The organism is Nonomuraea sp. NPDC049625 (genome assembly GCF_040675285.1).
GTDB lineage: Bacteria > Actinomycetota > Actinomycetes > Streptosporangiales > Streptosporangiaceae > Nonomuraea > Nonomuraea angiospora_A.
Window position 1 is genome coordinate 40,449 of sequence record NZ_JBFAOQ010000013.1, and the last position, 26,744, is coordinate 67,192.

Genomic DNA, 26,744 nt, shown 5'->3' on the forward strand with positions numbered 1-26,744 from the left:
TCGGAAAGCCTACTGGTCCTCACTGCCCCACGCGGGCCGGTACAGTCCACGACTGCCCGGCCCGCGTAAAGGAAGCTTTCCGAATATGCGCAAATAACAAGGGACGCCTCTCCGAGACGTCCCTGGGGTCTTGCGCTCCGATCACTCTCAGGTGAGTGCCGGCTCGCGCTCTTGCATGCGACTTAGTGCCTCATCGCGGGTTTGCGCCGCAAGAGCGTCATTGGTGGCCTGAAGTCGGATGAGTTCTGCCTCCAGATCCCGGATACGCTGCTGCAGGCGGCGCATCTCCGAGACCATCCGAGGGTCAGGACCGCCGACGTGGCCGAGTAGAGCCTTCGCCATGGTAAAGGGTCCTCCACGCTGAGTGACCAGACTGGTTCGCGCACTTCTTATTCCGCGGGAGGGGTGCGCGTGGTACCTAACAAGAGTCGCACCGGCAGTGTGGGCGGTCAAGTCGAACGAACCGCTGAGCCCTACTGATGGGCACTCCCGACATACAACTATACCCTATTTGGGCGGTTTAACGGAAGTCGCTACCGCTCCACAAATCCACCCAAACTACCTCGGGGTTCACTCCAACGTTCCACTACTCCATCGACCCTGCCCGGCGTGTCGCAACCTCTGAGCAGCGCCAGCAGCTTGACGCACGCCTCGCGCGGGCCCTCCACGACCACCTCCACCCGTCCGTCCTCGGTGTTGCGCGCCCATCCCACGAGCCCCAGCTCCAGTGCGCGCGCCCGGGTCCACCAGCGGAACCCCACCCCTTGGACCCTGCCCCGTACCCAGGCGGTCAGCCGTGAATTGTCATTGTTTTCCTGCATTTCATCTCCCGTCAGGCCACAAGGGACTCCATCCGGTGTGCGTGCCCGACCGCCGCCTCGTCGAACGCCAGCACGGCCGCGGTCTCGGCCGCCTTCACCCAGGCCAGGCCCATGATCGACGGGCTCAGCCCGGTGACGGGGACGAAGCTCACGTCGGGCCGCCGGTGGTGGGCCGCCGTCGGCGTGCAGAACAGCATGCCACCCCGGTCGAGCGCCACCTGGGTCAGGCCCTCCTGGCTGGTCGCCACGGTGCCGGCCCGGGGAATCGGACGTCCGGAAGGGGTTACGGACGGTGCGATCCGCTCGCGATAGGCGCGCGGGGCGGGGCCGTCCAGGCCGATCAGGGGGACGTTCACCAGCTCTTCCGCGGCGATGCCGGGGCGGGCGGCCAGCGGATGGCGGGTGGAGACGCCCAGTTGGTAGGAGACCTCGTTCAGCCCCTCGCCGGTCGCCAGGTCCGGCTCGTTCACCGGGAGCAGCGTGAACGTGAGATCCACCTGCCCGGCCCGCAGCTTGCCGAAGGGGTCCGAGAGCGGGATCTCGACCAGCTCCACCTCACACTCCGGATACCGGCGCTCGAAGGCCCGCACGCTGCCGGTGACGACCTCCGTGGGCGTGGCCAGGAAACCGACCCTGAGCCGGCCGGTCACCTCGCGGGTGGCCGCCTTGGCCCGGTGCACCGCGTTCGCCAGGCCGTCGTAGGAGGGGCGCAGGTCGGCCAGGAAGCGCTCGCCCAGCGGCGTGAGGCGCACCCTGCGGCTGGTGCGCTCGAAGAGCCTGCCGCCGATCCTGGTCTCCAGCGAGCGCATGAGCTGGCTCACCCTGCCGGGCGACAGATAGAGGCGCTCGGCCGTATGCGCGAAGTGCAGCTCCTCGCTGAGCACCACGAAGCACTCCAGCTCCCTGAACTCCATCCCCATCACCTCGGATCGCTTAGCCTGCCTAAACCAAGCCTTCGGACTTCGTCATTGTTCCCGTCCGCCGCCGGACCCGAGGCTGAGGGGCATGACCACTACTGATGTCTCCCCTGCCGTCCGGGCGCGCTGGCTCGCCGTGTCGTCGGTGGCGGTGGGCACCTTCACCGTCGTGACCAGCGAGATGCTGCCCGTAGGCCTGCTGACCTCGATCGCCGCCACCCTTGGGGTGTCCGACGGGACGGCCGGGCTGATGATGTCGGCCCCGGGGCTGGTCGCCGCCGTGTCCGCGCCGGTGCTGGCGCTCACCGCCCGCCGGCTGGACCGGCGGGTGATCTTGATCGGGCTGATGGCACTGCTGGCGGTGGCCAACCTGGTGGGCGCGTTCGCGCCGAGCTATCCCGTCATCCTGGCCGCCCGAGTGCTGACGGGGGTGAGCATCGGCGGGTTCTGGGCGTTCGCGGCCGGCCTCGGGACGCGGCTGGTGCCGGAACGGTCCGTCGGGCGGGCCACGTCGATCATCCTGGCCGGGGTGTCCGTGGCGTCGGTGCTGGGGGTGCCCGCGGCGACGTTCGTCTCGTCGTTCGCGGGGTGGCGCAGCGCGTTCGTCGCGATGGGGGTGGTGGCGCTGGCCCTGACCGCCGTCCTGTACGCGACCCTGCCGCCCCTTCCTGGCGAGGCCCCTGCCCGAAGTGCCGGATCCCGGCGCGGATGGCTCTCGGGGCCGCTCAAGACCGTCCTCGTCCTGACCGTGCTCGTCGTGTCCGGCCACTTCGCGGCCTACACCTACGTCCGGCCGTTCCTGGAGCAGGTCTCGCACGCCGGCCCCGCCCTCGTCAGCACGCTCCTGCTCCTGTACGGCGCCGCGGGCGTGGCGGGCAACTTCGCCGCCGGGGCATGGGCGGCCAGGAATCCCAAGCCGGTCCTGATCGCTCTGGCCGCCCTCATCGCGCTCGCCACGGCGGCCCTGGCCTCGATCGGCCTGCCGCTGGTCGTGCTGCTGGTGTGGGGCTTCGGTTACGGAGGCGTCGGGGTGACCCTGCAGCTGTGGATCATGCGCGCGGGCGGCGGGGAGCTCGGCACGGCGCTCTTCGTCGGCGCCTTCAACGTCTCCATCGCGCTCGGCGCGTTCGCCGGCGGCCGGGTCGTGGACGGGGTCTCGATCTCCGCGGTGATGTGGCTGGGCTCCGGGCTCGCCGTTCTCACCGCGGCCGTCGCTGGCATCTGGGGCAGGAGTAGGACGAGCGGTTCATGAACGGCTCGCGCCTGATCGCGGTGCCGCAGCGGGAGCAGGGCAGGTCGCGCCGCCCGTAGACCTCCAGCGAGCGCTCGAAGTAGCCGCTCTCGCCGTTGACGTTGACGTACAGGCTGTCGAACGAGGTGCCGCCCTGCTGCAGCGCGGAGGACATGACGGCGCGGACCCCGGCCAGCAGCTCGGCGATCTTGGGACGCGTGAGCGTCTGCGTCTGCCGGGCCCCGTGCAGGCGGGCGATCCAGAGGGCCTCGTCTGCGTAGATGTTGCCGACGCCGCTGATCAGCGACTGGTCGAGCAGCGCGCGCTTGATCTCCGTGTGCCTGGCCCTGAGCCTGCCGGCGAACTCCGCGTCGTCGAACACCGGCTCGAACGGGTCGGGGGCGATGTGGGCGATCGGCTCGGGGACGCCATCGGCCAGGCCGGTCAGCATGACGTGACCGAACGTCCGCTGGTCGACGAAGCGCAGGTCGGGGCCGCCGTCCTCGAAGCGGAGGCGTACCCGCAGGTGCTTCTCCGGCGGCGAGTCGGGCTCGACGACCAGCAGTTGGCCGCTCATCCCCAGATGGGCCAGGAGGGCCTCCTCGGCGCCCGACAGCGGGAGCCACAGGTATTTGCCGCGCCGCTCGGCGGACAGCACCGCGCGGCCCTTGAGGCGCGCGGCGAACTCGTCGGCTCCTGGCGCGTGCCGCCTGATGGCGCGGGGGTGCAGCACCTCCGCCGAGGCGATCTCGCGCCCGGTGACCCACTGCGCGAGGCCGCGCCTGACGACCTCGACCTCCGGTAGCTCAGGCACCTCAGACCCTTTCGTGTGGCTCGCCCCGGGCGGGCGTTCAGCCCGCGGGCTGGCTCTCGCGCTGCTCGCGCCGGGCCCTGATCCGGGTCCAGGCCGCCTCGGCCGCCTGCTGCTCGGCCTCCTTCTTGCTGCGCCCGGTGCCCGAACCGTACGACTCGCCGCCGACCCGCACCATCGCCGTGAACGACTTGGCGTGGTCGGGACCGCTCTCCTCGACGTGGTACTCAGGCACGCCGAGCGCCTCGGAGGCCGTCAGCTCCTGCAGGGAGGTCTTCCAGTCGAGCCCGGCGCCGAGCGAGGCCGAACGGACGATCAGCGGGTCGAACAGCAGGTGCACCACGCGGAACGCCTCGTCGAGCCCCTTGTCGACGTAGATCGCGCCGATCAGCGCCTCGAGGGTGTCGGCCAGGATGGACGACTTGTCGCGCCCGCCGGTGCCCTCCTCACCCCTGCCGAGCCGCAGGAACCGGCCCAGGCCCAGGTTGCGGGCCACGTCGGCCAGCGCGCGCATGTTGACCACCGCGGCGCGCAGCTTCGCCAGCTGGCCCTCGGGGAGGTCGGGGTGGTTGCGGTAGAGGGTGTCGGTGACCACCAGGCCGAGCACCGAGTCGCCCAGGAACTCCAGGCGCTCGTTGGTGGGCAGGCCGCCGTTCTCGTACGCGTAGGAGCGGTGGGTCAGCGCCCGCTCCAGGATGTCGGAGTCGAGGCCGACCGCCAGGACCCGCTCCAGCTCGTCTCGGGCGACCTCTACGGCCACCGGCTTAGGACCTGTGCCCACGTGCTTTCCTCCTCGGACATCTTCGCATGGTGTGGCGACTGCGGAAGATGCCCGAAAACGTGGTGGGCGTCGGGGTAACGCGTAGCCCCGGCGTCCACCACGGCCGCGGGCGAACCGCCGCCGCACGCATCTGAGACGGTAACGCCGACCGAGGCACCATCGCACCCGGTCGGCATCACGTCAACTGCTGACGGATCAGGCGGAAGGCTCGATGACCTGACGCCGGTTGTAGGTGCCGCAGGTGGGGCACGCGATGTGCGGCTGCTTGGGCGAACGGCACTGCGGGCAGCTCACCAGGGCGACAGCAGTCGTCTTCCACTGGGAGCGACGGTGGCGGGTGTTACTCCGCGACATCTTTCGCTTCGGGACGGCCACGTCACTTCTCCTGATCGTTATCTTTGTCGGTAATCAGACCTTGCAACGACGCCCAGCGGGCATCGATCTTCTCGTGCCGGTGGTCCTCGCCGGCCTCGGCCAGCTTGATCCCACACTCCGTGCAGAGCCCTTCGCAGTCCTCACGGCAGACGGGGCTCAACGGCAGTGCGAGCACCACCGCGTCGCGGAACGTCGGCTCGAGGTCGAGCAGCTCGCCGTCGAGCAGCGAATCCTCGTCCGAGGCGTCCTCGTCGGAGTAGAAGAACAGCTCCTGCAGGTCAACCTCGATGTCCGAGGTGACGGGGTCGAGACAGCGAGCGCACTCCCCGGCGAGCGGGGCCTGCGCCGTGCCCGACACGAGCACGCCTTCCATCACTGCTTCGAGCCGGAGGTCCAGCTCGACTTCGGCGTCTTTGGGGACACCGATCATGTCGACGCCGAGATCCGCCGGTGCCGGGAGGGTCAGAGTCATCTGCCGCATCGTGCCCGGCCGCTTTCCCAGGTCATGGGTTGAGATCACCCACGGGGAGCGGGGGTCGAGGTGCTGAGTCATCCTGCTCTCGCTAGGCATGGCGAGACGATCGCCGTCGTACAAGGCCGAAATGAAAGGATAGCAGGTCGCGCTCAGCCCCTGAGCCGCTCGATGAGCAGCTTGTGCACGAGATCGGGCACGAGGCCCGAGACGTCCCCACCATACCTGGCGATCTCCTTCACCCTGCTGGAGGACAGGAACGAGTATTCGGGGTTCGTCGGCATGAACAGCGTCTCGACCCCCGACAGGCGGTAGTTGAGCTGCGCCATCTGCAACTCGTAGTCGAAGTCGCTGACCACCCTGATGCCTTTGACGATGGCGGGGATGTCGTTCTGCCTGCAGAAGTCGACCAGCAGTCCGTGGAATTTCCGCACCTTGACGTTCGGATATTCCTTGGTCACGGTCTGCAGGATCTCAATTCGTTCGTCCACCGTGAACAGGCTGCTTTTCTCGACGTTGATGAGGACTGCCACGGTCACCTCGTCATAGAGCCGGGCGGACCGGCCGATGATGTCGAGGTGGCCATTGGTGATGGGGTCGAACGACCCCGGGCAGACTACGCGGCGCAAGACGCCTCCCAGGTCTACGGGTTCCCGGCGGCGCGACCGTACCAAACGGATGCTTCGCCATAACGACGGACCCTCTCCTCAACGTAGCCTTCCGGCCACATCAGTGCCTTTCCCCTGCTTTCCCTCTCGAATGCCACCAACGCCTCATCCAGCAGCCAGCCGTTGTCGCGCAGCGACTCCAGCGTCCGACGGACCTCCTCGTCGGACACGGCGTAGGGCGGGTCGGCGAAGACGATGTCGTACGGCTCGGCGGGCGGGTTGCCGAGCACGCGCTCGACCTTGTCCGTGATCACCCTGGCGCCGTCGAGGCCCAGCGACTGGACGTTCGCCTTGATCGTCCTGACGGCCTTGGGGTCGGACTCCACCAGCACGGCCTCCTTGGCGCCCCTGGACAGCGCCTCCAGGCCGATCGCGCCGGACCCGGCGTACAGGTCGAGCAGGCGGGCGCCGGTGAGGCCGTACAGGGAGTCGAGCGTCAAGAAGATCCCTTCTCTGGCCCTGTCGCTGGTCGGTCTCGTCCCCCGCCCCGGCGGCACCGCCAACCGCCTGCCACCTGCGCTGCCTGCGATGATCCGCGTCATGTGACCCATTGTTCCGCATGTTCGCGCAGGTCAAGAGTGGACAAGTGTCTGCCTCGAGTGCGCAAGGGTGATTCACATCGGCGCGACGGGCCCGCATGATGAGTTCTGCGGCCTTCAAGGTGACCCACATGAAGGCCGACCGGCGTGATCGTGAGCCCTTCCGCACGCCGGTTCCCTCGGCACCTGACCCGAGGGTGGGCCCAGCCGGGGACGGCATTCGGGGGGAGGCCGTCCCCGCGGCTGGGCTTTTCCACTGCCGGCAGGCTGCCCACCGCGCCACCGAAGCGCCCCACGCCGCCTCCCCGCACCGGCACCCAGGCCTGGCCATCGAAGCGCCACACGCCCCTCGCCGCCACCAACCCCGGCCCCGGCCCGCCGCACGCATCGCGCCGAACACCACCCCGCCTCACCGGTGCCGGAATCCCCAGCGCGCCGCCGGACGACCGTAAGCGCCGTAACCGCCGCACGCTGCCCCCCGGCCCGGGGGCTGCTCAGTCGGTCACGACCATGGGGGTCAGGTCTTCTCCAAGTACTCCGCGCGTTCGTCCGCCAGCAGTCGGGCGATCTCCGCCCGCAACCCCTCGGACGACGTCAGGTCCGGATCCTCCTCCAGGAGGGCGGCGGCCTCGTCGCGGGCCGTGGCGATCACGTCCTCGTCCCGCAGGAGCTGCAGCAGCTTCAGCGACGACCGCTTGCCCGACTGCGCCGCCCCCAGAACGTCGCCCTCCCGCCGTTGCTCCAGGTCCACGCGCGACAGCTCGAAGCCGTCCAGGGTGGTGGCGACCGCGTCGAGGCGGGCGCGGGCGGGCGTGCCCTCGGAGAAGTCGGAGACCAGGAGGCACAGCCCCGGGAGGCCGCCGCGGCCGACGCGGCCGCGGAGCTGGTGGAGCTGGGAGACACCGAAGCGGTCGGCGTCCATGATGATCATGACGGAGGAGTTGGGGACGTCGACCCCGACCTCGATGACGGTGGTGGCCACCAGGACGTCGAGCTCGCCCCGCGTGAAGGAGCGCATGATCGCGTCCTTCTCCTCCGGCGGGAGCTTGCCATGGAGCGTGCCGACCCGCAGGTCGTGGAAGGGGCCGCTCTTCAGGAGCTCGGCCACGTCGAGGACCGCCAGCGGCGGGCGGCGGTCGTCGTCGCCGGCGGCGGCCGCCAGGTCGCCCTCGTCGCCCTCCAGGTCGCCGATGCGCGGGCACACGATGTACGCCTGCCGCCCCAGCGCCACCTCCTCCCGCACCCGCTGCCAGGTGCGTTCGAGGTAGTGGGGCTTCTCGGCGGCCGGGACGACGTGCGTGGTGATGGGGGCGCGGCCCGACGGGAGCTGGGACAGCGTCGAGATCTCCAGGTCGCCGAAGACGGTCATGGCGACCGTGCGCGGGATCGGGGTGGCCGTCATGACCAGCACGTGCGGACGGCCGCCGGCCGCCTTCTCGCGCAGGGCGTCGCGCTGCTCCACCCCGAACCGGTGCTGCTCGTCCACCACCACCAGCCCCAGGTCGGCGAACTGCACGTGCTCCTGCAGCAGCGCGTGCGTGCCCACGACGATCCCCGCCGTGCCCGAGGCGGCGTCCAGCAGGGCCGCGCGGCGGGCGGCGGCGCCCATGGAGCCGGTCAGCAGCGTGACCGACGTGCCCCCGAACATGCCCCCCTGCGCCAGATCCCCGAGCATGCCGGTGATCGAGCGGTGATGCTGCTGGGCCAGCACCTCCGTGGGGGCCAGCAGCGCCGCCTGGCCGCCCGCGTCGACCACCTGGAGCATCGCCCGCAGCGCCACCACCGTCTTGCCCGCGCCGACCTCGCCCTGCAGCAGCCGGTGCATCGGGTGCTCCAGCGCGAGGTCGGCGGCGATCTCCTCGCCGACCTGCGCCTGCCCCTCCGTCAGCGAGAACGGCAGCCGCCCGTCGAAGTCGGTCAGCAGGCCGTCGCCGCGCCTCGGCCTGGGCTTGGCGGGCAGGGCGGTGGCGGCCCGGCGCCGCCGCAGCAGCACGGCCTGCAGCACGAACGCCTCGTCGAACTTCAGCCGCTTGCGCGCCCGCCCCACCTCGGCGAAGTCCTTCGGCCGGTGGATGCCCACCAGCGCCTCGCCGAGATCCTGCAGCCCGTGGCGGGCCCGCAGCTCGGCGGGCAGCGGGTCGTCGAGCGGGCCCAGCGTGTCGAGCACGACGCCGACCGCGCGCCTGATCGCCCACGGCGTGACGTCCTTGCCCGCGGGATAGATCGGCACCGGCGCCGCCGCGAACTCCTCCGCGTTCGCCTCGCCCTCCTCGAACAGCTCGAACTCCGGGTGCGCGAGCTGCCAGCGCGGCTTCGACCGCGCCCCGAACAGCCCCACCTTGCCCGCGAACATGCCCCGCTGCCCGGGCTTGAGCCGCGTCTCGGCCACGTGGGAGCCCTTGCCGAAGAACGACAGGTAGAGCCTGTTGCCGTTGCCGTCGACGACCTCGACCTCCAGCCAGGTGCCGCCGCGGTTGCGCATGGGCTTGCGCATGAGCCTGGTCACCTCGCCGACCACGGTGACGTGCTCGTCGACCTCCAGCGCGTCGAGCGTGGTCAGCTCGCCGCGCTCGGCGTAACGCCGGGGATAGTGGCGCAGCAGGTCGCCGACCGTCTCCAGGTCGAGCACGCTGTGCAGCAACTTGGCGGTCTTCGGGTCGAGCGCCTTCGTCAGAGGCTCGTCGAAACGGCTCACGGCATTAAGTTCTACCGCGTCGGCCCGACAGGAATCCCGTTCATCGGTGTCACTCCACGCCGATCAGGAGCGGATAGCCGCCCTGCTCGCCGTCGTACACGACCAGATCCACGTCGGGCCGCGTACCGCGCAACTGCTCCTCCAGCCGCGCGGCGAGCCCCGGCGGCGCCTGCGCGCCCGTGACCAAGGTCACCAGCTCGCCGCCGCCGGCCACCATCCGGTCCACGACCACGGTGGCCACGCGGTCGAGCGAGCCGCCGATCACCGCGACGTCCCCGTCGATCATGCCGAGCACGTCCCCGGGGCGGCACAGGCCCGCGCTCGTCATCGCCTCCCGGTCCGCCACCGTCACGTGTCCGTACCGCGTGTGCCCGGCCGCGTCCGTCATCGCCACCACGTCGTCGTCGAAGCGGCGCAGCGGATCGTGTACGGCCAGCGCCGCCAGCCCCTGCACGGTCGCCTTCGTCGGCAGCACGCTGACCACGGCCCCGTCCTCGCGGGCGATCTCCGCGGCCGCGGCGGCGACCGACCTGACGCCCTCGTCGTTCGGCAGGACCGCGACCTCGCTGCCCGCCTGCCTGATCGCGGCCAGCATGGCGGGCAGGGTGGGCCGGGTGCCGGGCTCGCGGCGTACCACGACCGCGCCGCACTCCTCGAACAGCGCCGCGATCCCGTCCCCCGCGGCCACCGCCACCACGCCCCGGCCCGCGCTGCCACGGTGGGTGCGTTCGGCCAGGTACGTGATCCTGATCCGGTGCGGCCGCCCGGCCCGCAGCCCGGCCTCCACGGCGGGACCGGCCTCGGCCACGTGGACGTGCACGTTCCACAGCCCGCCGCCGCCGACCACGACCAGCGAGTCGCCCATGGCGTCGAGCTCCTCGCGCAGCGCGGCCACCGCGGCGTCGTCGGCGTCCAGCAGGTACATCACCTCGTACCCCGCCCCCACCTCGGCCATCGGCGCGACCCGCGAGGTCGGCGCGGGCACGTCGTAGTGATCGCTGTAGGAGTCGGTGATCACGGAGGCCAGGGTCTCCAGCACGATCGCCGCGCCCGCGCCGCCCGCGTCCACCACGCCGCTGCGGGCCAGCACGTCCAGCTGGGAAGGCGTACGGCGCAGCGCGGCGCGGGCCTCACCCGCCGCCTGCCGCGCCACCGCCCGCAGATCGCCCCCGTCCACGTCCTGTACGGCTCGCGCGGCCGACTCCAGCACGCTCAGCACCGTGCCCTCCACCGGCCTGGCCACCGCCTCCCTGGCCAGCACGGCGGCCCTGAGCAGCCCGGCCCGCAGGTCGGAGCCGTCCTTCAGCACCTCGGCGAGGCCGCGTAACGCCTGGCTGACGATCACGCCGGAGTTTCCGCGGGCCCCGACGAGCGCGCCGTACGAGAGCGTCTGCCACACCACGGCCGCGTCCACGTCGTCGGGCAGCGACTCGACGGCCTCGGCCGCGGACAGCATGGTCAGGTGCAGGTTGGTGCCGGTGTCGCCGTCGGCCACGGGGAACACGTTCAGCGCGTCGATCTCGGTCCTGGCCCGGCCGAGCGCGTCGGCGGCCAGGCGGGCCCAGCGGCGCACCGCCGGCGGGTCGAGGATCTTCATCTGCACCCTCCCGGCTCCCGGCGTGGCCCGAATGCGCTACGGTTGTCGATGGAGAATATCGCCGCCGGACCGCCGGTCCAGCGTTCCAGTTCGCGCCCATCGGTGTGGATCGGATATTCTCGTCTGGCTGGCCGGTTGTCCCGGCATGCCCTCCGCCCGGAAAGCATCAGCGGACAGGGCTACATCGACTGTTTTAAGGAGCGAACCGTGGCTTCCGTCTGCGATGTCTGCCGCAAGGGCCCGACCTTCGGCAACAACGTGTCCCACTCCCACCGCCGTACCCGTCGTCGTTGGAACCCCAACATCCAGACGGTCCGCGCGGTCGTCGGCGGCACGCCGAAGAAGCTCAACGTGTGCACCTCGTGCATCAAGGCGGGCAAGGTCACCCGCTAGGTCCCACACTTTCGCGTAAGCCCGTAGCTCCCGAGGGAGTTGCGGGCTTACGCGTTTTCGGGCCCCTGAGGCCCGAGCGTCAGCGCCAGCGCCAGGCGTGGTCCACCGGGCCGATGCCGCTTCCCAGAGGGAAACCCCGCGCGATCGCGCCCGTCACGTACTCCTTCGCCTTCCCCACCGCCTCCGGCACGTCGTCGCCCAGCGCGAGCCGGGAGGCGATCGCCGAGGCCAGCGTGCAGCCCGTGCCGTGGGTGTGGCGGTTGTCGAGGCGCTCGGCGGCGAAGCGGTATTCGGCCGTGCCGTCCGTGAGCAGGTCCACGGGCGCGCCCGGCAGATGGCCGCCCTTGATCAGCGCCCACCTGGGCCCGAGCTCCAGAACGGCCTCGGCCGCCGCCCGCAGCCCGCCCTCGTCCTCCACCTTGACGGAGGTGAGCTGCTCCACCTCCCACAGGTTCGGCGTCACCACGGTGGCCACGGGCAGCAGCCGCGTCCGCAGCGTGTCGACGGCCTCGGGCGCGAGCAGCGGGTCGCCGTGCTTCGACACCCCCACGGGGTCCACGATCACGGGCGCGGCGTACGAGCCGAGCGCGTCGGCCACGACCTCGACCAGCGCGGGGGAGGCCAGCATGCCGGTCTTCACCGCCTGGGCGCCGATGTCGCCCAGGACCGAGTCGAGCTGCGCGCGTACGGCCTCGGGTGGCAGCTCCCAGTAGCCCTGGACGCCCAGGGAGTTCTGAGCCGTCACCGCCGCGATGACGCTCATGCCGTGGACGCCCATGGCGAGCATGGTCTTCAGGTCGGCCTGGATGCCCGCGCCGCCCCCGGAGTCGGAGCCGGCGACGGTCAGCACGCGTGGAGGGGTCGAAACCGTCATGTCCCCCATCCAACCACTCAGCTGATGGCGCAGTCCCCGCTGACCAGCCCGCAGTTGGCGGCCTTCTGGCCCTCGCCCGTGGCGGTGAACGAGACGTTCACCGAGTCACCGGCCGACAGCGACGCCGACAGGTCGAGGATCAGCAGATCGCCGTCCTGCGTCCATTGGGCGCCGGTCACGGCCATGACCTTGCCTTCGACCGGGACGGAGACCGTCGGGTTCTCCAGCGTCTCCCCAGAGGTGTTCGAGAGCGTCATGTCGGCCTGGTAGCTGAGCACCCGCTGCTTGATGGTCTGCTTGATGTTCATCGCGCCGCCCTGGCCGGACCCGAACGTGTTCGTGGAGGTCGGGAGCGGGGTGCTGCCGCCGCTGCTGGTCCCCCCGCCGGTGTCGCCGTCGTCCAGCGTCGAAGGCTCCTCGGTCGGCGTCTCGGTGGCGAGCTCCTCGACGGGCGGCGTCGGCTCCTTCGTCGGCTTCGCGGACGTCTTCACCTTGGTCTTGGTGGGCGTCGGCGTCGCGGAGGCGGTGCGGCGCGGGGGCGTACGGGCGCTGTACGAGGCCGTCGGCGCCGGGGTCTTGGACGTCGTCGGCTCCTCGTCCGCCGACTCCTCCTCGGACGGCTCCTCCTCCGGCGTGGTCTCCTCTTCGGTCGGCTGGGAGGCCGCGGGACCCGGCTGGTTGTTCGTCGCCTGGACGGCGGCGCAGGTCGCGCCCGCGCACTTGTCGGGCGTACCCGACGAGCTCATGAACTTGACGCCCGCCACGGTGCCGCCGAGCACCACGGCGACCGCCGCGACCGACAGCAGCGCGACCCGGCCCTTGCCGCCACCCGACGACGGGGGGGCGGTGAGCACGTCGCCGCCGCCGCGTCCGCCCTTACGGCGCCCGCGGCGGCCCTTGGGCTCGTCCGGCTCGTCGAGGCCGGGGTCGGCCGCCCAGTCGGAGGCGAGGAAGCCGGTCTCGGCGTTCGCCCAGGCGGGCGCCTGCACGGCCGTGGGCTCCCCGGCCACCTTGACGTCCCCGGGCTCGGGCGGGCCGGCCGACATGGGCACCGCGCCGGTACGGTCACCGGGCCCGTCGAACGGCCCGTCGAAGGGCCCGGGCCGGTCGCCGGGAGGTGGTCCGCCGAAGGCGCCACCCGGCACGTCGGGGCCGTCGAAGAAGGCCGTACGCTCCATGGGCCCGTCAAAGGGGCCAGACGCCTCAAAGGGGCCTCGACCGCCGGCCGGACCCGGACCTCCAGGGCCGGGCGGAGCGTCCGGGCCGCCGAAGAAGGCCGTACGCTCGGCGGGCCCCTCCATGGGAGCCGCGGCGTCGAAAGGGCCCCGCCCGGCGGGTGCGCCCGGATTGCCGGGGCCGTCGAAGAAGGCCGTGCGCTCCATGGGCCCGTCGAAGGGACCGGGAGCGTCAAAAGGGCGGTCGCCCGGCTGGCCCCACTCCGGCGGCCGGGCGAAGGCGCCCGTCGTCTCGAACGGCCCGGCCTCCCCAGGACCCGGCTGCGGGAAGCCATGCACGGGGTCGTTGGCCGGGGGGAAGCCGCCGTCGGAGTTGTTGGGCAGCGCGAAGGCACCGGTGGTCTCGAACGGCTCGGACTGCGGCCCGCGCGGAAGCGGTCCGTCAGTGCGCCGCGGCATGGGAGCCCACTGGCCCGTCACCTCGGGTTCGTCCGGCAGCGAAGGCCAGCCGGGCGGCTCGGCCTGCTCGTCAGGACCCCAGAATGCGCTGTTGTTCCCCCGTTCATCCCCGTCGTCGGATCCACCTGTGCCGTGGCGGCCCATGGCTGCCCTTTCTCGCGGTTACAGTGGCCGCCAATCTTCATAACACCTTTGCGACACCGTTGTCACAGCAATCCCCGGAGTCCCACCACAAATCCGGAAAATGTCACTCAAATCGGGACAAGTCATCACCGAAAGTGATCCCACCCACGGTGGCCTATCTCACGCCCATGAACCAGCACACCTTCGCCCTCGATCACCCGGCCCACGACCTGCCACGACGGCGGCAAACTCACCTCTGCGGGGAAGACCGCGGCCAGCGCGTGATCCTCACCACCCGTGAGCACCCACTCCAGCGGATCGACCCCAAGTTCCTTGGCCGCGACCGAAACCGGCTCCCCCACGGCGAAGGCCCGCGGATCCAGCTCGATGCGCACGCCACTGGCCTCGGCGACGTGGCCGAGGTCCTGCAGCAGCCCGTCGCTGACGTCCAGCATCGCGCTCGCGCCCAGCTCGGCCGCCCCCGGCCCCATCGCGTACGGAGGGCTGGGCCGCCGATGCGCGACCACGACCTCCTCCAGGACGGGGTTCTCCGGCACGCCCGCCTCCAGCAGCGCCCACCCGGCGGCGGCATAGCCCAGCCGCCCGGTCACCGCCACGACCTGCCCGGGCCGGGCGCCGGAGCGCGTCACGGGAGCCCGCCCGCCCAGGTCGCCCAGCGCGGTCACCCCGATGACCACCAGGTCGCACCGCGTGATGTCGCCCCCGGCGACGCTCGCCCCGACCACCGCGCACTCGTCGCGGAACCCGTCCGTCAGCCCGTCGAGCCACGCCAGCGGCAGGTCGGCGGGCATGCCCAGCCCGACCACGAGGGACGTCGGCACGGCGCCCATGGCGGCCACGTCGGCGAGGTTCTGGGCGGCGGCCTTACGACCCACGTCGTAACCGCTGGACCAATCCCGCCGAAAATGTCTACCCTCGATCAGCAAATCCGTTGAGACCACAACCCGGCCGTCAGGCGCGCTGACCACGGCGGCGTCGTCACCCGGACCGAGCATTACCGCCGCACCCTGGGGCAGACGACCGGTAATCCGATTTATCACTCCGAATTCGCCGAGATCTCCGACTGTGATGACGCACCTCCTGACGCACACAGGGTACGGTGGCCCTTCGGCGTGATCCAATCGCCCGGGAGGACGTGATGGTGCAGGCCTACATCCTTATCCAGACCGAGGTCGGCAAGGCCGCTGCCGTGGCTCGCGAGATTTCCGGGATTCCCGGGGTCACTCAAGCGGAAGACGTGACGGGGCCCTACGACGTGATCGTGCGCGCGGAGGCCAACAACGTCGACGAGCTGGGCAAGCTCGTGGTGGCACAGATTCAGGCGGTGGAAGGGATCACGCGTACTCTTACGTGTCCGATCGTCCACATTTAAAGGTAGTCGTCGCATGCGTGCCGCCGCCGCCCTGCTCGTTCTCCTCGCGCTCGCCGGTTGCGGCGGCACCGTACAGGTGGAGCCGCCCAAACCGACGGGTGAGGCGGTGACGGCCTGCGGCAAGCTGGCGACGCTGCTGCCCCAGACGCTCGACGGCGACCGGCGTGGCACGTCCACGCCCGAGTCGCCGTACGTGGCCGTCTGGGGCGACGGGGTCATCGCGCTGCGCTGCGGCGTGCCCAGGCCGGCCAGGATGGCACCCACCGACCAGCTCCAGGAGATCGGCGGGGTGGGCTGGTTCGCCGACCCCGACAGGCCCACGTTGTTCACCGCGGTCACGGACGCGGCCTACGTGGAGGTCACGGTCGGCGGCGAGCACGTGGCCGCCGAGGTGCTGGCGGACCTGTCGAAGCCGATCGCCCAGGTCTCGCCCTCGTCCCAGTGACCGCGCGATCTCAACGCAGGCCCGCCGAGCGCGACAGCGCGAGCTGGATGAGCCGGTCGACCAGCGCCGGGTAGTCCAGCCCCGAGGCGGCCCAGAGCTGCGGCGCCACCGACAGCGACGTGAACCCGGGCATGGTGTTGATCTCGTTGAAGATCAGGTGGCCCTCGGGCGTGTAGAAGAAGTCGACCCGCGCGAGCCCCTCGCAGTCGAGCGCCTCGAACGCGCGCACCGCCATGGCCCGCAGCTGCTCGGCCGCCTCCTCGGGGAGGTCGGCGGGCACGGTGAGCGACATCTGGTCCGGGTAGTACTTCGCCTCGAAGTCGAAGAACTCCTGGCCGCCCTCGACCTTCACCTCGCCGGGCCGCGACGCGACCGCGGGCTCGTCGCCGAGCGACTCCAGCACCGCGCACTCGATCTCGCGGCCGACGATGGCGGCCTCGATGAGCACCTTGGGGTCGTGCTGCCTGGCGACCTCGACGGCCGCCTCCAGCTCGCCCAGGTCGTGGGCCTTGGAGATGCCCTGCGAGGACCCGGCCCTGGCGGGCTTGACGAACACCGGCCAGCCGAGCCCCTCCGCCTCCTTCAGCACGCGGTCGCGGTCGAGCCGCCAGTCGCGGTCGCGTACGACGACGTGGCGGCCGATCGGCAGCCCGGCGGCGGCCATGACGGTCTTCATGTGGGCCTTGTCCATGCCCACCGCGCTGGCCAGCACGCCCGAGCCGACATAGCGCACCCCGGCCATCTCGAGCAGTCCCTGGATGGTGCCGTCCTCGGCGAACGGGCCGTGCATCACGGGGAACACCACGTCCACCGAGCCGAGCTCCACGGGGATGCTGCCGGGGTCGTACGCCACCAGCGAACTCCCACCGGACGGCAGCGCCAGCGCCGCGCCCGAGGTGTCGACGACCGGCAGCTCGCCCGACTCGATGGCGAACCGCTGGTCCGAAGCCGCCAGCACCCACCTGCCGTCCTGGGCGATCCCGATGGGGATCACCTCGTACTTGCTCCTGTCGATCGCATCCAGCACACTGCCCGCGCCCATCAGGGACACGGCGTGCTCCGAATTGCGGCCTCCGAAAACAACGGCGACGCGTGGCTTGCTCATGGTGTCCGAATCTACCGGGGTGTCCGGGTCACAGCGAGCCGAGCACGCCGTAATCAGGACTTTCTCCCATCCTTACACGCCGTACCGCTCCGGTTTGGGCGATCGGGACATGAGCAACATGCCCGCCTCCGCCGGGGACATGCCGTCGTGGACGACCCCGACGACGACCTCGGTGATCGGCATCTCGACATCGTGCTTCCTGGCCAGCTCCAGCACGGACTCGCAGGACTTCACGCCCTCGGCGGTCTGCTTGGTGGCGGCCACGACCTCGGCGAGGGTCATGCCCCTGCCCAGGTTCTCGCCGAAGGTGCGGTTGCGCGACAGCGGCGACGTGCAGGTCGCCACGAGGTCCCCCATGCCCGCGAGCCCCGCGAACGTGTGCTGGTCGGCCCCCAGGGCCGCGCCCAGGCGGGAGATCTCGGCCAGCCCCCTGGTGATGAGCATGGCGCCGACGTTGTCGCCCATGCCCATGCCCGCGGAGACGCCCACGGCCAGGGCGATCACGTTCTTCACCGCGCCGCCCAGCTCCACGCCGACCACGTCGTGGTTGGTGTACGGGCGGAACCACGGCGGCAGGTGGCAGATCGCCTGCAGCCGGGCGGCGACCGACTCGTCGGTGCAGGCGACGACGGTGGCGGCGGGCTGGCGTTCGGCGATCTCCTTGGCCAGGTTGGGGCCTGAGACGACCGCGACCCGCTCCTCGGGCACCTCGGCGACCTCGCGGATCACCTCGCTCATCCGCTTGGTCGTGCCCAGCTCGATGCCCTTCATCAGGCTCACCAGGACGGCGTTCGGCGGGATGTGCTCGCGCCAGGCGGCCAGGTTGGGCCGCAACTGCTGCGACGGCACCGCCAGCACCACGAACTCGGCCCCTTCGAGCGCCCGGGCCGGGTCGGTCGTGGCGCGCAGCTTCTCCGGGAGGGGGAGGCCCGGCAGGTAGTCGGGGTTGACGTGGTCGCGGTCGATCGCCTCGACCAGCTCCCGTCTGCGGCCCCAGAGCATGACCTCGTTGCCTGCCTCGGCCAGGATCGTCGCGAACGTGGTCCCCCACGAGCCCGTCCCGAAAACGGCCACCTTTGTCATGCCATCACTCCTTGGCCGGATCGTAGGGAGTCTCGGGGGCCTTCTCGCCACGCAGCTCGGCGAGCTGCTGGGTGATCGCGGCCGTGATGTCGGCCGTCGCCGCGCGCAACACCTCCGCCTGCAGCGGCCGGCCCTGGTACTTCGACAGGTCCACCGGTGGGCCCACCGTCACGCGGAACGTCTTGCGCGGGAACAGCCTGGGCTTCTTCTCCCCGTACGGCAGCAACTCATGCGCGCCCCAGTGGGCCACCGGGATGACCGGCGCGCCGCTCTCCAGCGCCAGCCGGGCCGCGCCCGTCTTGCCCACCATGGGCCACAGGTCGGGATCGCGGGTGCAGGTGCCCTCGGGGTAGAACAGGATCGCGGCGCCGGCCTCGAGCCGCTGGGCCGAGATGTGCAGGGACTTCGCCGCCTCGGCGCTGCCCCGGTCGACGGGGATGGCCAGGAGCCCCGTCACCGCCCTGCCCAGGAACGGCACCTTGAACAGAGCGGCCTTGGCCAGGATTACCGGCCAGCGCCCGTTGTTGTAGAGGAAGTGCGACAGCAGGACAGGATCAGTCCAGGAGAGGTGATTGGTCGCGATGATCACGCCGCCGGTGCGCGGGATGCGCTCCCCACGACGCCAGTCCCTCTTGACCAGGAGCCAGGACAGCGGTTTCACGATGACGACTGCCAGGGTTTCCCAGAAACGCGATGGTCGCGCGGGGCGGCTCATGGTCTCCTCCAACACGTACGGGATGCGCCCCAAGTCTCCCGGTTGGCCGCGCGGGATGTCGAGGCGGGATGCTTAAGACTATGAGCATCCGCTGGTCCCTGGTCATCCCGGTGAAGACGCTGGTCGCGGCGAAGACGAGGCTGGCGGCGGCCACGGGCCCGCACCGGACCAGGCTGGCCGTGGCCGTGGCGAGTGACACGGTGGCGGCGGCGCTCTCGTGCGCGCGGGTCGCCCGGGTGATCGTGGTGACGGCCGATCCCGCCGCGGCCGGGCCCCTGGGCGCGCTGGGGGCCGAGGTGGTGCCCGACCCGGACCGCGGCCTGAACACCGCCCTGCGCACCGGGGCCGCCCATGCCGTACGCGTCGCGCCGGGCGACGCGGTCGGGGCGCTCCAGGCGGACCTGCCCGCCCTGCGGTCGCCGGAGCTGGGGACGGCGCTGGAGGCCGCCGCCGAGTTCGACCAGTCCTTCGTGCCGGACGCGCTCGACGTCGGGACGACCTTCTACGGGGTGCGGCCGGGGATGCCGTTCACGCCGAGGTTCGGCGGGGAGTCGCGGGCCAAGCACCTGGCGGGCGGGGCCAAGGAGCTGTGCCTGACGGGGATCGACTCGGTGCGGCGGGACGTGGACACGCCCGACGACCTGCGCGCGGCGATCGCGCTGGGCCTCGGCCGCCACACGGCCGCGGTGGTCGCCGAGCTGTGGCCCGGCTCATGAGACGGCTGGGTCCGGTCTTCTCCTGCCGCGGGCTCATGAGACAGCTGGGTTCCCGTCTTCCTGCCGAGGGCTCATGAGACGGCTGGGCTCCGGTTTTCCTGCCGCGGGCTCATGAAGTGCTCGCGGAGGTCTTCATGATGGCGGGCGAGGTCGCCACCGCCAGGTGCGCCAGGCTCATCAGGGCCACGGCCGCGGCGAAGGCCGCGTAGCCGCCGAGCCACTCCCCCAACGCGCCGCCGACCAGCCCGCCCAGCGGGTACGCCCCCCACATCAGGAAGCGCATGCTGGCGTTGACCCGGCCCATCAGGTGGTCGGGCGTGATGCGCTGGCGGTAGCTGAGCTGGGCCACGCCGAAGATCGAGCTGACCGCGCCGAACAGCGACGAGGCGGCCGGGAAGATCAGCAGCTGCCAACCGGGGCCGGTCGCCAGCGCGGGCAGGTAGAGCACGGCCGCCAGGACGGCGGAGCCGTACAGGGTGGGGCCGCTGCCGAAGCGCGCGGTGAGGCGGGCCACCAGCGCGGCGCCCACGAGGGAGCCGACGGCGGCGGCCGACAGCAGCAGCCCGTACTGGGCGGAGCCGACCCCCAGCTCCTTGACCAGGTAGAGCGGCAGTCCGACGGCCGCGATGCCGTTGGCCGCCATGACGAGCGCGCCCACGATCGCGACCCTGCGCAGCACCCGCTCTCCCGCGACGAACCTGATGCCCTCCGCCACCTCCTGGCGCAGCCTCCGCTCGCCGCGCCGCGGGCTCTCCTCGGCGCGCACGCCCCACAGCAGGAACGCGGAGAGGAGGTAGCTGACGGCGTCGGCGAGCAGCGCGATCGGCGCGGTGAACACGGCCACCGCCCAGCCGCCGACGCCCGGTCCGGCGAGCAGCGAGGTGTTCCTGGTGACCTCCAGGACGCCGTTGCCGCGTTCGAGGCGCTCCTTGGTCACGATGGCGGGCAGGAAGCTCATGTGGGCGACGTCGAAGAAGACCGTGCCCACGCCCAGCACCAGGGCGACCGCGTACAGCTGCGGCAGCGTCAGCACGTCGAGCCAGGCCGCCACCGGGACCGACAGCAGCGCCACGCCACGCGCGAGGTCGGACCAGATGAGGATCGGGCGGCGCCGCGACCGGTCCACCCACACGCCCGCGGGCAGCCCGATCAGCAGGAAGGCGAGCATCTGGGCCGCCGACAGCAGGCCGAGCTGGAAGGCTCCGGCGTCCAGGGCGAGGAGCGCCGCCAGGGGCAGGGCCACGACCGTGACCTGCGTGCCCAACTGCGTGATGGCGTTCGCCCACGCGAACCGCCAGAAATCGCCCGTACGTCCCATGTCTCTCGATCTTTGCCGCCTGGCCGGGCAAGGGGCAAACGAATTACGCTGATCAGCGTGCAGGGAACGGTACGCAGCTTCGACGAGGCCACGCGCTCGGGGACGGTGTTCCTCGACGACGGGACCGTGCTGGAGTTCGGCACGTCCGCCTTCGACGCGGGGCCGCTGCGGCTGCTGCGCACGGGACAGCGGGTCAACATCGGGATGTCCGGCGAGGAGATCGCCTACATCACGCTCTCGACCTTCCCGGTCCCGGACGCCTTCCGCGGCCGCCCGCCGGCGGGCGATTCCGAGTAACAGGCCCTTTTGCCGGGTCGCGGCCCGGCCGATTGCGGGCCGAAATGCGAAACGCCCGGGCCGATGGCCCGGGCGGAAGCGCGTGCTGGGTTTACTTCTTCTTTCCGGCTTTCTTGCCGCCCTGGTTGACCAGTTCCTTGAAGTCGGATCCCGGGCGGAACTTCGGCCCCCAGCTCTCGGGGACGTTGATTTCCGCGCCGGTCGACGGGTTCCTGGCCGTGCGGGCGGGCTTGTTCACCATCTCGAATGCGCCGAAGCCCGTGATCGAGACCTTGTCGCCGCTCGCCACGGCCTTCTGGATGGTGTCGATGACCGCGTTCACGGCCTCGGTGGCCGTCTTCCTGTCGCCAACCCGATCAGCGATGGCCTCGACGAGTTCTCGCTTGTTCATGAAAGTCCTGCTCCCCCAGTTACGGCTCGGGGTTCCAGCTCATGAGTTCGCCCTAGAAACCCCTTACGGGCTTGAAAGTAGGCGGGATCGCCGGTGAACTCAATCACCTAGCGCGTTTTCCTCACTACGTGGCGTGTCGAGAGAGGCCAGAAAGGCGTCGAGTCGGGCGGCGGCCCTTTCCGGGTCACGCTTCGCCAGATCGCAAATCGCGAGGTAGCGGCGGGCCAGCCGGTCCTTCTCGGCTGGGGGAAGCATGCGGACGCGGCGGTGCGCCTCGCGCAACCGCCGCGCCAGTTCGTCGTCTTCTAGACGGTCGTCGGCAGCCATGGCTGCCGACCATTCTCGTACGACGCCACATCGTCGGCGTGACGCAGGGTCAGCCCGATGTCGTCGAGGCCCTCCATGAGCCGCCAGCGGGTGTAGTCGTCGATCTCGAACGACACGGCCTCATCGGCCCAGCGGACCTGGCGTTCGACCAGGTCGACGGTGACCTCGAGCTTCGGGTCCGCCTCGACGGCCGACTGCAGCGCCTCGACCTTGTCGCCCGGCAGGATGACCGGCAGCAGGCCCATCTTCGTGGAGTTGTTGCGGAAGATGTCGCCGAAGCGGGCGGCGATCACGACGCGGAACCCGTACTGCTGCAGCGCCCAGACCGCGTGCTCGCGCGAGGAGCCGGTGCCGAAGTCGGGGCCGGAGACGAGGATCGAGCCGCCCTCGTAGGACGGGTCGTTCAGCACGAACGTCGGGTCCTCGCGCCAGGCCGCGAACAGGCCCTTCTCGAACCCGGTGCGGCTGACCTGCTTGAGCCAGACGGCCGGGATGATCTGGTCGGTGTCGACGTTGCTGCGGCGCAGCGGCACCGCCGTACCGGTGTGGGTGGTGAATGCTTCCATCGGTCCAGGTCTCCTTACAGGTCGGCGGGCGCGGTCAGACGGCCGGTGACGGCGGTCGCGGCGGCGACCTGCGGCGACACCAGGTGGGTGCGGCCACCCTTGCCCTGGCGGCCCTCGAAGTTGCGGTTGGAGGTGGAGGCGCTGCGCTCGCCGGGCTGGAGCGTGTCGGGGTTCATGCCCAGGCACATCGAGCAGCCGGCCTCGCGCCACTCGGCGCCGGCAGCCTTGAACACCTCGTGCAGGCCCTCCTGCTCGGCCTGCACCTTGACCAGCATCGAGCCGGGCACGATCAGCGTGCGGGTCTTCACCTGGCGGCCGCGCAGGATCTCGGCGGCCGAGCGCAGGTCCTCGATGCGGCCGTTGGTGCACGAGCCGACGAACACGGTGTCGACCTCGATCTCACGCAGCGGCGTGCCGGCGGTCAGGCCCATGTACTCCAGCGCCCGCTCGGCGGCCGAGCGCTCGACCGGGTCGGAGAAGCTCTCCGGGGACGGGACGGACTCGCCCAGCGGCAGGCCCTGGCCCGGGTTGGTGCCCCACGTGACGTACGGGGTCAGCGTCGTGGCGTCGATCTCCACGACCTTGTCGAACACGGCGTCGTCGTCGGTGCGCAGCGTCTTCCAGTACGCGACGGCCTGGTCCCACGCCTCGCCCTCGGGCGCGTGCGGGCGGCCCTTCAGGTACTCGAACGTGGTCTCGTCCGGCGCGATCATGCCGGCGCGGGCGCCCGCCTCGATCGACATGTTGCAGACCGTCATGCGGCCCTCCATGGAGAGCTTGCGGACGGCCTCGCCGCGGTACTCCACGATGTAACCCTGGCCGCCGCCGGTGCCGATCTTGGCGATGATGGCCAGGATCAGGTCCTTGGCGGTCACGCCGGCGGGCAGCTCACCGGAGACCTCGATCGCCATCGTCTTCGGCCGGTACGCGGGCAGCGTCTGCGTGGCCAGCACGTGCTCGACCTCGGAGGTGCCGATGCCGAACGCGATGCCGCCGAACGCGCCGTGCGTCGAGGTGTGGGAGTCACCGCACACGATCGTCATGCCCGGCTGCGTCAGCCCGAACTGCGGGCCGATGATGTGCACCACGCCCTGACCGGCGTCGCCCATCGGATGGAGCCTGATGCCGAACTCGGCGGCGTTCTTGCGCAGCGTCTCGACCTGCGTCTTGGACACCGGGTCGGAGATCGGGCCGAGCACGGTCGGCACGTTGTGGTCCTCGGTGGCGATCGTGAGATCGGGCCGCCGCACCTTCCGGCCGGCGAGACGGAGCCCGTCGAACGCCTGCGGGCTGGTCACCTCGTGAATGAGGTGCAGGTCGATATAGAGCAGGTCCGGTTCGCCCTCGGCACGCCGGACTACGTGCTGCTCCCAGACCTTCTCGGCCAGTGTGCGGCCCATGATCTCCTCCTGTTTGTTCGCGGTGCGCCATCGCACCGCTTGCTCAGGCCCGGTCCCGCCGGTCGCCGCTCCGGGGGACCAGCGCTCCCTCCGTGCCTTCTGCGATGCTTCGCATCGCGGCTCGGTCGCTCAGGTCGGTCCCTTTCGTTCTTCAGTCCAGAGACCGGCGCTCCCTCGCGGCGGGAGTTTGCCTCCGACTTGCCTTCTCATATGTCGAGACGGCAGTATCGGTGTATGGACAACTCTAGCGGAGTCGGAGTACTCGACAAGGCCGTTCTTGTACTCAATGCCCTCGAAGCGGGACCCGCTTCACTGGCGCAGCTCGTCCAGGCCACCGGTCTGGCCCGCCCCACGGCCCATCGGCTGGCCGTCGCACTTGAGCACCACCGCATTGTGAGTCGTGACACACAGGGCAGGTTCGTCCTGGGTCCCCGGCTTTCCGAGTTGTCCACCGCGGCCGGCGAGGACCGGCTGCTGGCAGTGGCCGCCCCCGTACTGATGCAGCTCAGGGACCTCACCGGGGAGAGCGCGCAACTCTACCGCCGGCAGGGCGACGAGCGCGTCTGCGTCGCGGCCGCCGAACGCGCGAGCGGCCTGCGGGACACCGTGCCGGTGGGCTCCGCGCTGCCCATGTCGGCGGGCTCGGCCGCGCAGATACTGCTGGCATGGGAGGAGCCGGACCGGCTGCACCGCGGCCTGCGCGGCGCCAAGTTCAGCGCCGCCACCCTCGCCTCCGTACGGCGCCGCGGCTGGGCCCACAGCGTCGGCGAGCGCGAGCAGGGGGTGGCCAGCGTGTCTGCGCCCATAAGGGGCAGCGGCGGCAAGGTGATCGCGGCCGTATCGGTCTCCGGCCCCATCGAACGGCTCACGAGGGCGCCGGGCCGGCTCCACGCGGTGCCCGTTATGGCGGCGGCCGAACGTATAACGGAGGCAATGCGTCGCACGTCATGATCGGCGAAAGCAGGTATTTGGGGAGCCGAGTGCCTCGTGGGCGCACTAGCCTGAGTGCGTGACAGATCGCATCGAGGTAGCCGCCACTGAGCTGCGACCCCTGCTCGAAGAGTTCATCATGTGGGCGCGTGCGAACGCGCCCGGAAGCGACCCCGAGCTCGTGGGGCCTGCCGCACTGTGGCACCGTCTCGCCTTCTCGCAGGACCTCGGCACGTGGAAGCGTGCTGACCTGCGCAACCTGCTGCTCGACCGCATGCCCAAGGTCGTGGAGGATCCCGACGCCGCCGCCGACGGGATGCTCCCGGCCGTGGACGCGTACCTGACGTTCCTCTCCCAGACCGGCAGGCTGGCCGAGGGCTCGGACTCCCTCGCCGATCTGCAAGCTGAGCTCGACGACGTCGAGGACGAGTTCGTCGACCTCATGGAAGAGCTGCTCGACGACGCCGAGGGCGACGACGACGGGGAGGACGAGGTCGGCGACCTGGGCGATTTCGAGCCGTTCGCGGACGACCTCGCCGAACTCGACACGATCAGGCTGCGGCCCGACTCGGAGCTCGCCGCGGCGGCCCGGCAGGCGCCGCTGGTGGCCAAGGCCCGCGACCTCGCCCTCTGGGTGGGTTCCGGCCGCCGGGTGGGCGAGGACACCCTGCTCACCGACGCCGAGGTGGAGGAGGCGCTGGCGGCCGTCGGGCTGCCCAGGCCCGACACCGACGGCCCGATCGCCGAGGTCGTCCCGCAGCTCTGGAACATCTGGAACCTGGCCGTGGACCTGGAGTTCCTCCAGCCCGGCGAGGGCAACACGGTCGCGGTGCAGGACGACACCTCTGAGTGGCCGTTCGACGACGACGAGGACGTTCTCGACGCCTGGATGCTCGGGCTCCACTCCGTCGACTACGGCGACCCTGAGCTGAGCGACGAAGACCTCACGATGGCGCTGGCGGGTCTGACCCGGGGCCTGCTGGTCAGGCTGCTGCTGGCGGGGGGCTCGCGCGAGCTCGACGACCTGGCGCAGGACCTGGCCGAGTCCGCCGCCGACCTCGACGAGCTGGGCTCTGACGCGTGGGAGGCGGCAGGCGAACCGCTGGCCCCCGCGATCGACTGGCTCGTCGGGTACGGCATGGTCGAGGTCGACGGCAGCACCGTCCGCCTCACGCCGCTCGGCACCGAGGGGGTCGTCCACCTGGTGGACGACGCCGACATCGAAGTGGACGCGCGGCCCGCGATCGAGTCCATGAGCGCCCACGAGCTGCTGGCGCTCAGCGCCGAGCTGCCCGAGGACGAGGCCGACGCGGAGTTCGCGGCCTGGATGCGGCTCCGGGAGCCGGGCAAGGCGGCCGAGGAGCTGCTGGAGGCGGCGGCCGAGGACGAGAGCGACGCGCTGATCAGGGTGCAGGCGGCCAGCGTGGTCGGCACCCTGGGCGAGGCCGCCATCCCGGCCTGGCAGGCGGCGCTCAAACAGCCCTCGCTCCGGCCCTACGCGGCCACGCACCTGAGCCAGCTGGAGGTCGAGGGGGCGCCCGAGCCCACCCAGGACGACACCCACTGGCTGATCCTGGACATGTGGACGATCTCGGCCGGGCTGGGGCGTTCCGAGTTCGTGAGCAGCCTGCGGGACATCGGGCCGGAGATGGTCAACAACCTGCTCGAGGTGATCTGGCGGATTCCGCACGCGCACGTGGAGGAGTTGCTGGACCTGATCTCCCAGGTCCACCCGGACAAGCAGGTCGCCAAGACGGCCCGCCGCGCCCTCTTCAAGGCGCGCTCCGTGTAACCACCGCTCCATGGAGGCCCTCGCCACTCGGCGGGGGCCTTTCCACTTCCGGCCCCCGGAACCCCCGGCTTCTCAGGACTTCTCAGGCGAGCCACCCACCACACGCGGCCGGATACCTCGGCCCTGCACCCGCACGCGGCCGGACACCTCGGGCCCGCCACGCGTAACCGGGTCCCTGGGCCCTGCACGCCCACAGCGATCACCACCGCACGGAGCCGGACCCCTCGAACCGGCAACCACCGCGCGGCCTGGCCTCCTGAGCTTCGCACGCTCGCGAGGCGCAGCCCACTCATCGCACGTAGCCGGCCGTCTCGGGGCGGCGACCCACCGCACGT

The 26,744-nt window shown here is 71.1% G+C and carries 30 protein-coding genes; 8 read left to right on the forward strand and 22 right to left on the reverse strand.

Annotation, left to right across the window (positions count from 1 at the left end; all coding sequences use genetic code 11):
- Positions 1 to 147: 147 nt before the first annotated feature.
- The 3 genes from AB0J87_RS42535 to AB0J87_RS42545 form a co-directional block, all read right to left on the reverse strand.
- Complete coding sequence (locus AB0J87_RS42535; RefSeq protein WP_090938435.1) at positions 148 to 342, reverse strand: hypothetical protein; 195 nt, start codon at positions 340 to 342, stop codon at positions 148 to 150.
- 191 nt (positions 343 to 533) lie between these two features.
- Positions 534 to 821 (reverse strand): acylphosphatase, encoded by a 288-nt coding sequence (locus AB0J87_RS42540; protein ID WP_350729740.1) that lies wholly within the window; start codon positions 819 to 821, stop codon positions 534 to 536.
- Positions 822 to 832: 11 nt separating this feature from the next.
- Positions 833 to 1,735: a LysR family transcriptional regulator gene (locus AB0J87_RS42545; protein ID WP_363975987.1), complete on the reverse strand. Its 903-nt coding sequence runs from the start codon at positions 1,733 to 1,735 to the stop codon at positions 833 to 835.
- 91 nt (positions 1,736 to 1,826) lie between these two features.
- Between AB0J87_RS42545 and AB0J87_RS42550 the strand changes: the two genes are divergently transcribed.
- A complete protein-coding gene (locus AB0J87_RS42550) occupies positions 1,827 to 2,990 on the forward strand; it encodes an MFS transporter (RefSeq protein ID WP_363975990.1) in 1,164 nt (387 codons plus the stop codon).
- Here the strand turns inward: AB0J87_RS42550 and mutM are convergent.
- The 8 genes from mutM to AB0J87_RS42590 all read right to left on the reverse strand — a co-directional run bounded on the left by mutM (position 2,938) and on the right by AB0J87_RS42590 (position 10,907).
- Positions 2,938 to 3,783 (reverse strand): bifunctional DNA-formamidopyrimidine glycosylase/DNA-(apurinic or apyrimidinic site) lyase, encoded by an 846-nt coding sequence (gene mutM / locus AB0J87_RS42555; RefSeq protein ID WP_363975993.1) that lies wholly within the window; start codon positions 3,781 to 3,783, stop codon positions 2,938 to 2,940. The genes AB0J87_RS42550 and mutM overlap by 53 nt on opposite strands.
- A 37-nt stretch (positions 3,784 to 3,820) precedes the next feature.
- On the reverse strand, positions 3,821 to 4,540 hold the full coding sequence (rnc, locus tag AB0J87_RS42560; protein WP_363976698.1) for a ribonuclease III: 720 nt from the start codon (positions 4,538 to 4,540) through the stop codon (positions 3,821 to 3,823).
- A gap of 216 nt (positions 4,541 to 4,756) precedes the next feature.
- Positions 4,757 to 4,936 carry a 50S ribosomal protein L32 gene (gene rpmF, locus AB0J87_RS42565; RefSeq protein ID WP_139632166.1) on the reverse strand — a complete coding sequence of 60 codons (180 nt, stop codon included), beginning with the start codon at positions 4,934 to 4,936 and terminating at the stop codon, positions 4,757 to 4,759.
- Position 4,937: 1 nt separating this feature from the next.
- Positions 4,938 to 5,489, reverse strand: coding sequence for a YceD family protein (locus AB0J87_RS42570; RefSeq protein ID WP_363975996.1), 552 nt, complete (start codon positions 5,487 to 5,489; stop codon positions 4,938 to 4,940).
- 71 nt (positions 5,490 to 5,560) lie between these two features.
- The gene (gene coaD, locus AB0J87_RS42575; RefSeq protein ID WP_185068071.1) at positions 5,561 to 6,037 is read right to left on the reverse strand and encodes a pantetheine-phosphate adenylyltransferase; all 477 of its coding nucleotides are present in this window, start codon (positions 6,035 to 6,037) and stop codon (positions 5,561 to 5,563) included.
- Positions 6,038 to 6,051: 14 nt separating this feature from the next.
- Positions 6,052 to 6,618 (reverse strand): 16S rRNA (guanine(966)-N(2))-methyltransferase RsmD, encoded by a 567-nt coding sequence (gene rsmD, locus AB0J87_RS42580; protein WP_363975998.1) that lies wholly within the window; start codon positions 6,616 to 6,618, stop codon positions 6,052 to 6,054.
- Between the two features lie 514 nt (positions 6,619 to 7,132).
- Positions 7,133 to 9,310 carry an ATP-dependent DNA helicase RecG gene (recG, locus tag AB0J87_RS42585; RefSeq protein ID WP_363976001.1) on the reverse strand — a complete coding sequence of 726 codons (2,178 nt, stop codon included), beginning with the start codon at positions 9,308 to 9,310 and terminating at the stop codon, positions 7,133 to 7,135.
- Between the two features lie 49 nt (positions 9,311 to 9,359).
- Entirely contained in the window at positions 9,360 to 10,907 is a 1,548-nt protein-coding gene (locus tag AB0J87_RS42590; RefSeq protein ID WP_363976004.1) for a DAK2 domain-containing protein, read from the reverse strand.
- Positions 10,908 to 11,114: 207 nt separating this feature from the next.
- Between AB0J87_RS42590 and rpmB the strand changes: the two genes are divergently transcribed.
- Entirely contained in the window at positions 11,115 to 11,300 is a 186-nt protein-coding gene (rpmB, locus tag AB0J87_RS42595) for a 50S ribosomal protein L28 (protein WP_043618345.1), read from the forward strand.
- A 79-nt stretch (positions 11,301 to 11,379) separates the two neighbouring features.
- Here the strand turns inward: rpmB and thiD are convergent, their stop codons facing one another.
- The 3 genes from thiD to AB0J87_RS42610 form a co-directional block, all read right to left on the reverse strand.
- Positions 11,380 to 12,183 (reverse strand): bifunctional hydroxymethylpyrimidine kinase/phosphomethylpyrimidine kinase, encoded by an 804-nt coding sequence (gene thiD, locus AB0J87_RS42600; RefSeq protein WP_363976007.1) that lies wholly within the window; start codon positions 12,181 to 12,183, stop codon positions 11,380 to 11,382.
- 8 nt (positions 12,184 to 12,191) lie between these two features.
- Complete coding sequence (locus tag AB0J87_RS42605; protein ID WP_363976010.1) at positions 12,192 to 13,808, reverse strand: hypothetical protein; 1,617 nt, start codon at positions 13,806 to 13,808, stop codon at positions 12,192 to 12,194.
- Positions 13,809 to 14,077: 269 nt separating this feature from the next.
- Complete coding sequence (locus AB0J87_RS42610; RefSeq protein WP_363976013.1) at positions 14,078 to 15,043, reverse strand: thiamine-phosphate kinase; 966 nt, start codon at positions 15,041 to 15,043, stop codon at positions 14,078 to 14,080.
- 47 nt (positions 15,044 to 15,090) lie between these two features.
- Here AB0J87_RS42610 and AB0J87_RS42615 point away from each other — a divergent pair, with 47 nt between their 5' ends.
- On the forward strand, positions 15,091 to 15,324 hold the full coding sequence (locus AB0J87_RS42615; protein ID WP_106249262.1) for an Lrp/AsnC ligand binding domain-containing protein: 234 nt from the start codon (positions 15,091 to 15,093) through the stop codon (positions 15,322 to 15,324).
- A gap of 13 nt (positions 15,325 to 15,337) precedes the next feature.
- Positions 15,338 to 15,769 carry a DUF3515 family protein gene (locus AB0J87_RS42620; RefSeq protein ID WP_350729718.1) on the forward strand — a complete coding sequence of 144 codons (432 nt, stop codon included), beginning with the start codon at positions 15,338 to 15,340 and terminating at the stop codon, positions 15,767 to 15,769.
- Between the two features lie 10 nt (positions 15,770 to 15,779).
- Here the strand turns inward: AB0J87_RS42620 and AB0J87_RS42625 are convergent, their stop codons facing one another.
- The 3 genes from AB0J87_RS42625 to AB0J87_RS42635 form a co-directional block, all read right to left on the reverse strand.
- Positions 15,780 to 16,874 carry a D-alanine--D-alanine ligase family protein gene (locus AB0J87_RS42625; RefSeq protein ID WP_363976018.1) on the reverse strand — a complete coding sequence of 365 codons (1,095 nt, stop codon included), beginning with the start codon at positions 16,872 to 16,874 and terminating at the stop codon, positions 15,780 to 15,782.
- 72 nt (positions 16,875 to 16,946) lie between these two features.
- Positions 16,947 to 17,957, reverse strand: coding sequence for an NAD(P)H-dependent glycerol-3-phosphate dehydrogenase (locus AB0J87_RS42630; protein ID WP_363976021.1), 1,011 nt, complete (start codon positions 17,955 to 17,957; stop codon positions 16,947 to 16,949).
- Between the two features lie 4 nt (positions 17,958 to 17,961).
- Positions 17,962 to 18,672 carry a lysophospholipid acyltransferase family protein gene (locus AB0J87_RS42635; RefSeq protein ID WP_363976024.1) on the reverse strand — a complete coding sequence of 237 codons (711 nt, stop codon included), beginning with the start codon at positions 18,670 to 18,672 and terminating at the stop codon, positions 17,962 to 17,964.
- 80 nt (positions 18,673 to 18,752) lie between these two features.
- Here AB0J87_RS42635 and cofC point away from each other — a divergent pair, with 80 nt between their 5' ends.
- Positions 18,753 to 19,388: a 2-phospho-L-lactate guanylyltransferase gene (gene cofC, locus AB0J87_RS42640; RefSeq protein WP_363976027.1), complete on the forward strand. Its 636-nt coding sequence runs from the start codon at positions 18,753 to 18,755 to the stop codon at positions 19,386 to 19,388.
- Positions 19,389 to 19,497: 109 nt separating this feature from the next.
- Here cofC and AB0J87_RS42645 read toward each other — a convergent pair whose 3' ends face one another.
- Positions 19,498 to 20,706 carry an MFS transporter gene (locus AB0J87_RS42645; RefSeq protein ID WP_363976030.1) on the reverse strand — a complete coding sequence of 403 codons (1,209 nt, stop codon included), beginning with the start codon at positions 20,704 to 20,706 and terminating at the stop codon, positions 19,498 to 19,500.
- 57 nt (positions 20,707 to 20,763) lie between these two features.
- Here AB0J87_RS42645 and AB0J87_RS42650 point away from each other — a divergent pair, with 57 nt between their 5' ends.
- Positions 20,764 to 21,003 (forward strand): hypothetical protein, encoded by a 240-nt coding sequence (locus tag AB0J87_RS42650; protein WP_350729709.1) that lies wholly within the window; start codon positions 20,764 to 20,766, stop codon positions 21,001 to 21,003.
- A 91-nt stretch (positions 21,004 to 21,094) separates the two neighbouring features.
- Here AB0J87_RS42650 and AB0J87_RS42655 read toward each other — a convergent pair whose 3' ends face one another.
- From AB0J87_RS42655 to leuC, 4 genes are all read right to left on the reverse strand, one after another.
- Complete coding sequence (locus tag AB0J87_RS42655) at positions 21,095 to 21,394, reverse strand: HU family DNA-binding protein (RefSeq protein WP_350729708.1); 300 nt, start codon at positions 21,392 to 21,394, stop codon at positions 21,095 to 21,097.
- A gap of 99 nt (positions 21,395 to 21,493) precedes the next feature.
- On the reverse strand, positions 21,494 to 21,721 hold the full coding sequence (locus tag AB0J87_RS42660) for a hypothetical protein (RefSeq protein ID WP_355208881.1): 228 nt from the start codon (positions 21,719 to 21,721) through the stop codon (positions 21,494 to 21,496).
- On the reverse strand, positions 21,700 to 22,287 hold the full coding sequence (leuD, locus tag AB0J87_RS42665) for a 3-isopropylmalate dehydratase small subunit (RefSeq protein ID WP_363976035.1): 588 nt from the start codon (positions 22,285 to 22,287) through the stop codon (positions 21,700 to 21,702). The genes AB0J87_RS42660 and leuD overlap by 22 nt, the downstream gene beginning before the upstream one ends.
- A 14-nt stretch (positions 22,288 to 22,301) precedes the next feature.
- Positions 22,302 to 23,687, reverse strand: a complete 1,386-nt coding sequence (gene leuC / locus AB0J87_RS42670) for a 3-isopropylmalate dehydratase large subunit (RefSeq protein WP_363976038.1) — start codon at positions 23,685 to 23,687, stop codon at positions 22,302 to 22,304.
- A 234-nt stretch (positions 23,688 to 23,921) separates the two neighbouring features.
- Between leuC and AB0J87_RS42675 the strand changes: the two genes are divergently transcribed.
- Together AB0J87_RS42675 and AB0J87_RS42680 are read left to right on the forward strand one after the other, a co-directional pair.
- Complete coding sequence (locus AB0J87_RS42675; protein WP_350729701.1) at positions 23,922 to 24,638, forward strand: IclR family transcriptional regulator; 717 nt, start codon at positions 23,922 to 23,924, stop codon at positions 24,636 to 24,638.
- Positions 24,639 to 24,696: 58 nt separating this feature from the next.
- On the forward strand, positions 24,697 to 26,409 hold the full coding sequence (locus tag AB0J87_RS42680) for a hypothetical protein (protein ID WP_363976042.1): 1,713 nt from the start codon (positions 24,697 to 24,699) through the stop codon (positions 26,407 to 26,409).
- The last annotated feature ends 335 nt before the right edge of the window (positions 26,410 to 26,744 follow it).

Bases quoted from the DNA above. Each gene is read 5' to 3' on its own strand.
- AB0J87_RS42630 (WP_363976021.1), bottom strand. From the start codon at position 17,957: ATGACAAAGGTGGCCGTTTTCGGGACGGGCTCGTGGGGGACCACGTTC.
- AB0J87_RS42625 (WP_363976018.1), bottom strand. From the start codon at position 16,874: ATGAGCAAGCCACGCGTCGCCGTTGTTTTCGGAGGCCGCAATTCGGAG.
- AB0J87_RS42655 (WP_350729708.1), bottom strand. From the start codon at position 21,394: ATGAACAAGCGAGAACTCGTCGAGGCCATCGCTGATCGGGTTGGCGAC.
- AB0J87_RS42635 (WP_363976024.1), bottom strand. From the start codon at position 18,672: ATGAGCCGCCCCGCGCGACCATCGCGTTTCTGGGAAACCCTGGCAGTC.
- AB0J87_RS42675 (WP_350729701.1), top strand. From the start codon at position 23,922: ATGGACAACTCTAGCGGAGTCGGAGTACTCGACAAGGCCGTTCTTGTA.
- thiD (WP_363976007.1), bottom strand. From the start codon at position 12,183: ATGGGGGACATGACGGTTTCGACCCCTCCACGCGTGCTGACCGTCGCC.
- AB0J87_RS42545 (WP_363975987.1), bottom strand. From the start codon at position 1,735: ATGGAGTTCAGGGAGCTGGAGTGCTTCGTGGTGCTCAGCGAGGAGCTG.
- AB0J87_RS42645 (WP_363976030.1), bottom strand. From the start codon at position 20,706: ATGGGACGTACGGGCGATTTCTGGCGGTTCGCGTGGGCGAACGCCATC.
- AB0J87_RS42620 (WP_350729718.1), top strand. From the start codon at position 15,338: ATGCGTGCCGCCGCCGCCCTGCTCGTTCTCCTCGCGCTCGCCGGTTGC.
- AB0J87_RS42660 (WP_355208881.1), bottom strand. From the start codon at position 21,721: ATGGCTGCCGACGACCGTCTAGAAGACGACGAACTGGCGCGGCGGTTG.
- rsmD (WP_363975998.1), bottom strand. From the start codon at position 6,618: ATGACGCGGATCATCGCAGGCAGCGCAGGTGGCAGGCGGTTGGCGGTG.
- AB0J87_RS42590 (WP_363976004.1), bottom strand. From the start codon at position 10,907: ATGAAGATCCTCGACCCGCCGGCGGTGCGCCGCTGGGCCCGCCTGGCC.
- AB0J87_RS42615 (WP_106249262.1), top strand. From the start codon at position 15,091: ATGGTGCAGGCCTACATCCTTATCCAGACCGAGGTCGGCAAGGCCGCT.
- AB0J87_RS42570 (WP_363975996.1), bottom strand. From the start codon at position 5,489: ATGACTCAGCACCTCGACCCCCGCTCCCCGTGGGTGATCTCAACCCAT.
- AB0J87_RS42550 (WP_363975990.1), top strand. From the start codon at position 1,827: ATGACCACTACTGATGTCTCCCCTGCCGTCCGGGCGCGCTGGCTCGCC.
- AB0J87_RS42535 (WP_090938435.1), bottom strand. From the start codon at position 342: ATGGCGAAGGCTCTACTCGGCCACGTCGGCGGTCCTGACCCTCGGATG.
- cofC (WP_363976027.1), top strand. From the start codon at position 18,753: ATGAGCATCCGCTGGTCCCTGGTCATCCCGGTGAAGACGCTGGTCGCG.
- AB0J87_RS42540 (WP_350729740.1), bottom strand. From the start codon at position 821: ATGCAGGAAAACAATGACAATTCACGGCTGACCGCCTGGGTACGGGGC.
- AB0J87_RS42605 (WP_363976010.1), bottom strand. From the start codon at position 13,808: ATGCCGCGGCGCACTGACGGACCGCTTCCGCGCGGGCCGCAGTCCGAG.
- leuC (WP_363976038.1), bottom strand. From the start codon at position 23,687: ATGGGCCGCACACTGGCCGAGAAGGTCTGGGAGCAGCACGTAGTCCGG.
- leuD (WP_363976035.1), bottom strand. From the start codon at position 22,287: ATGGAAGCATTCACCACCCACACCGGTACGGCGGTGCCGCTGCGCCGC.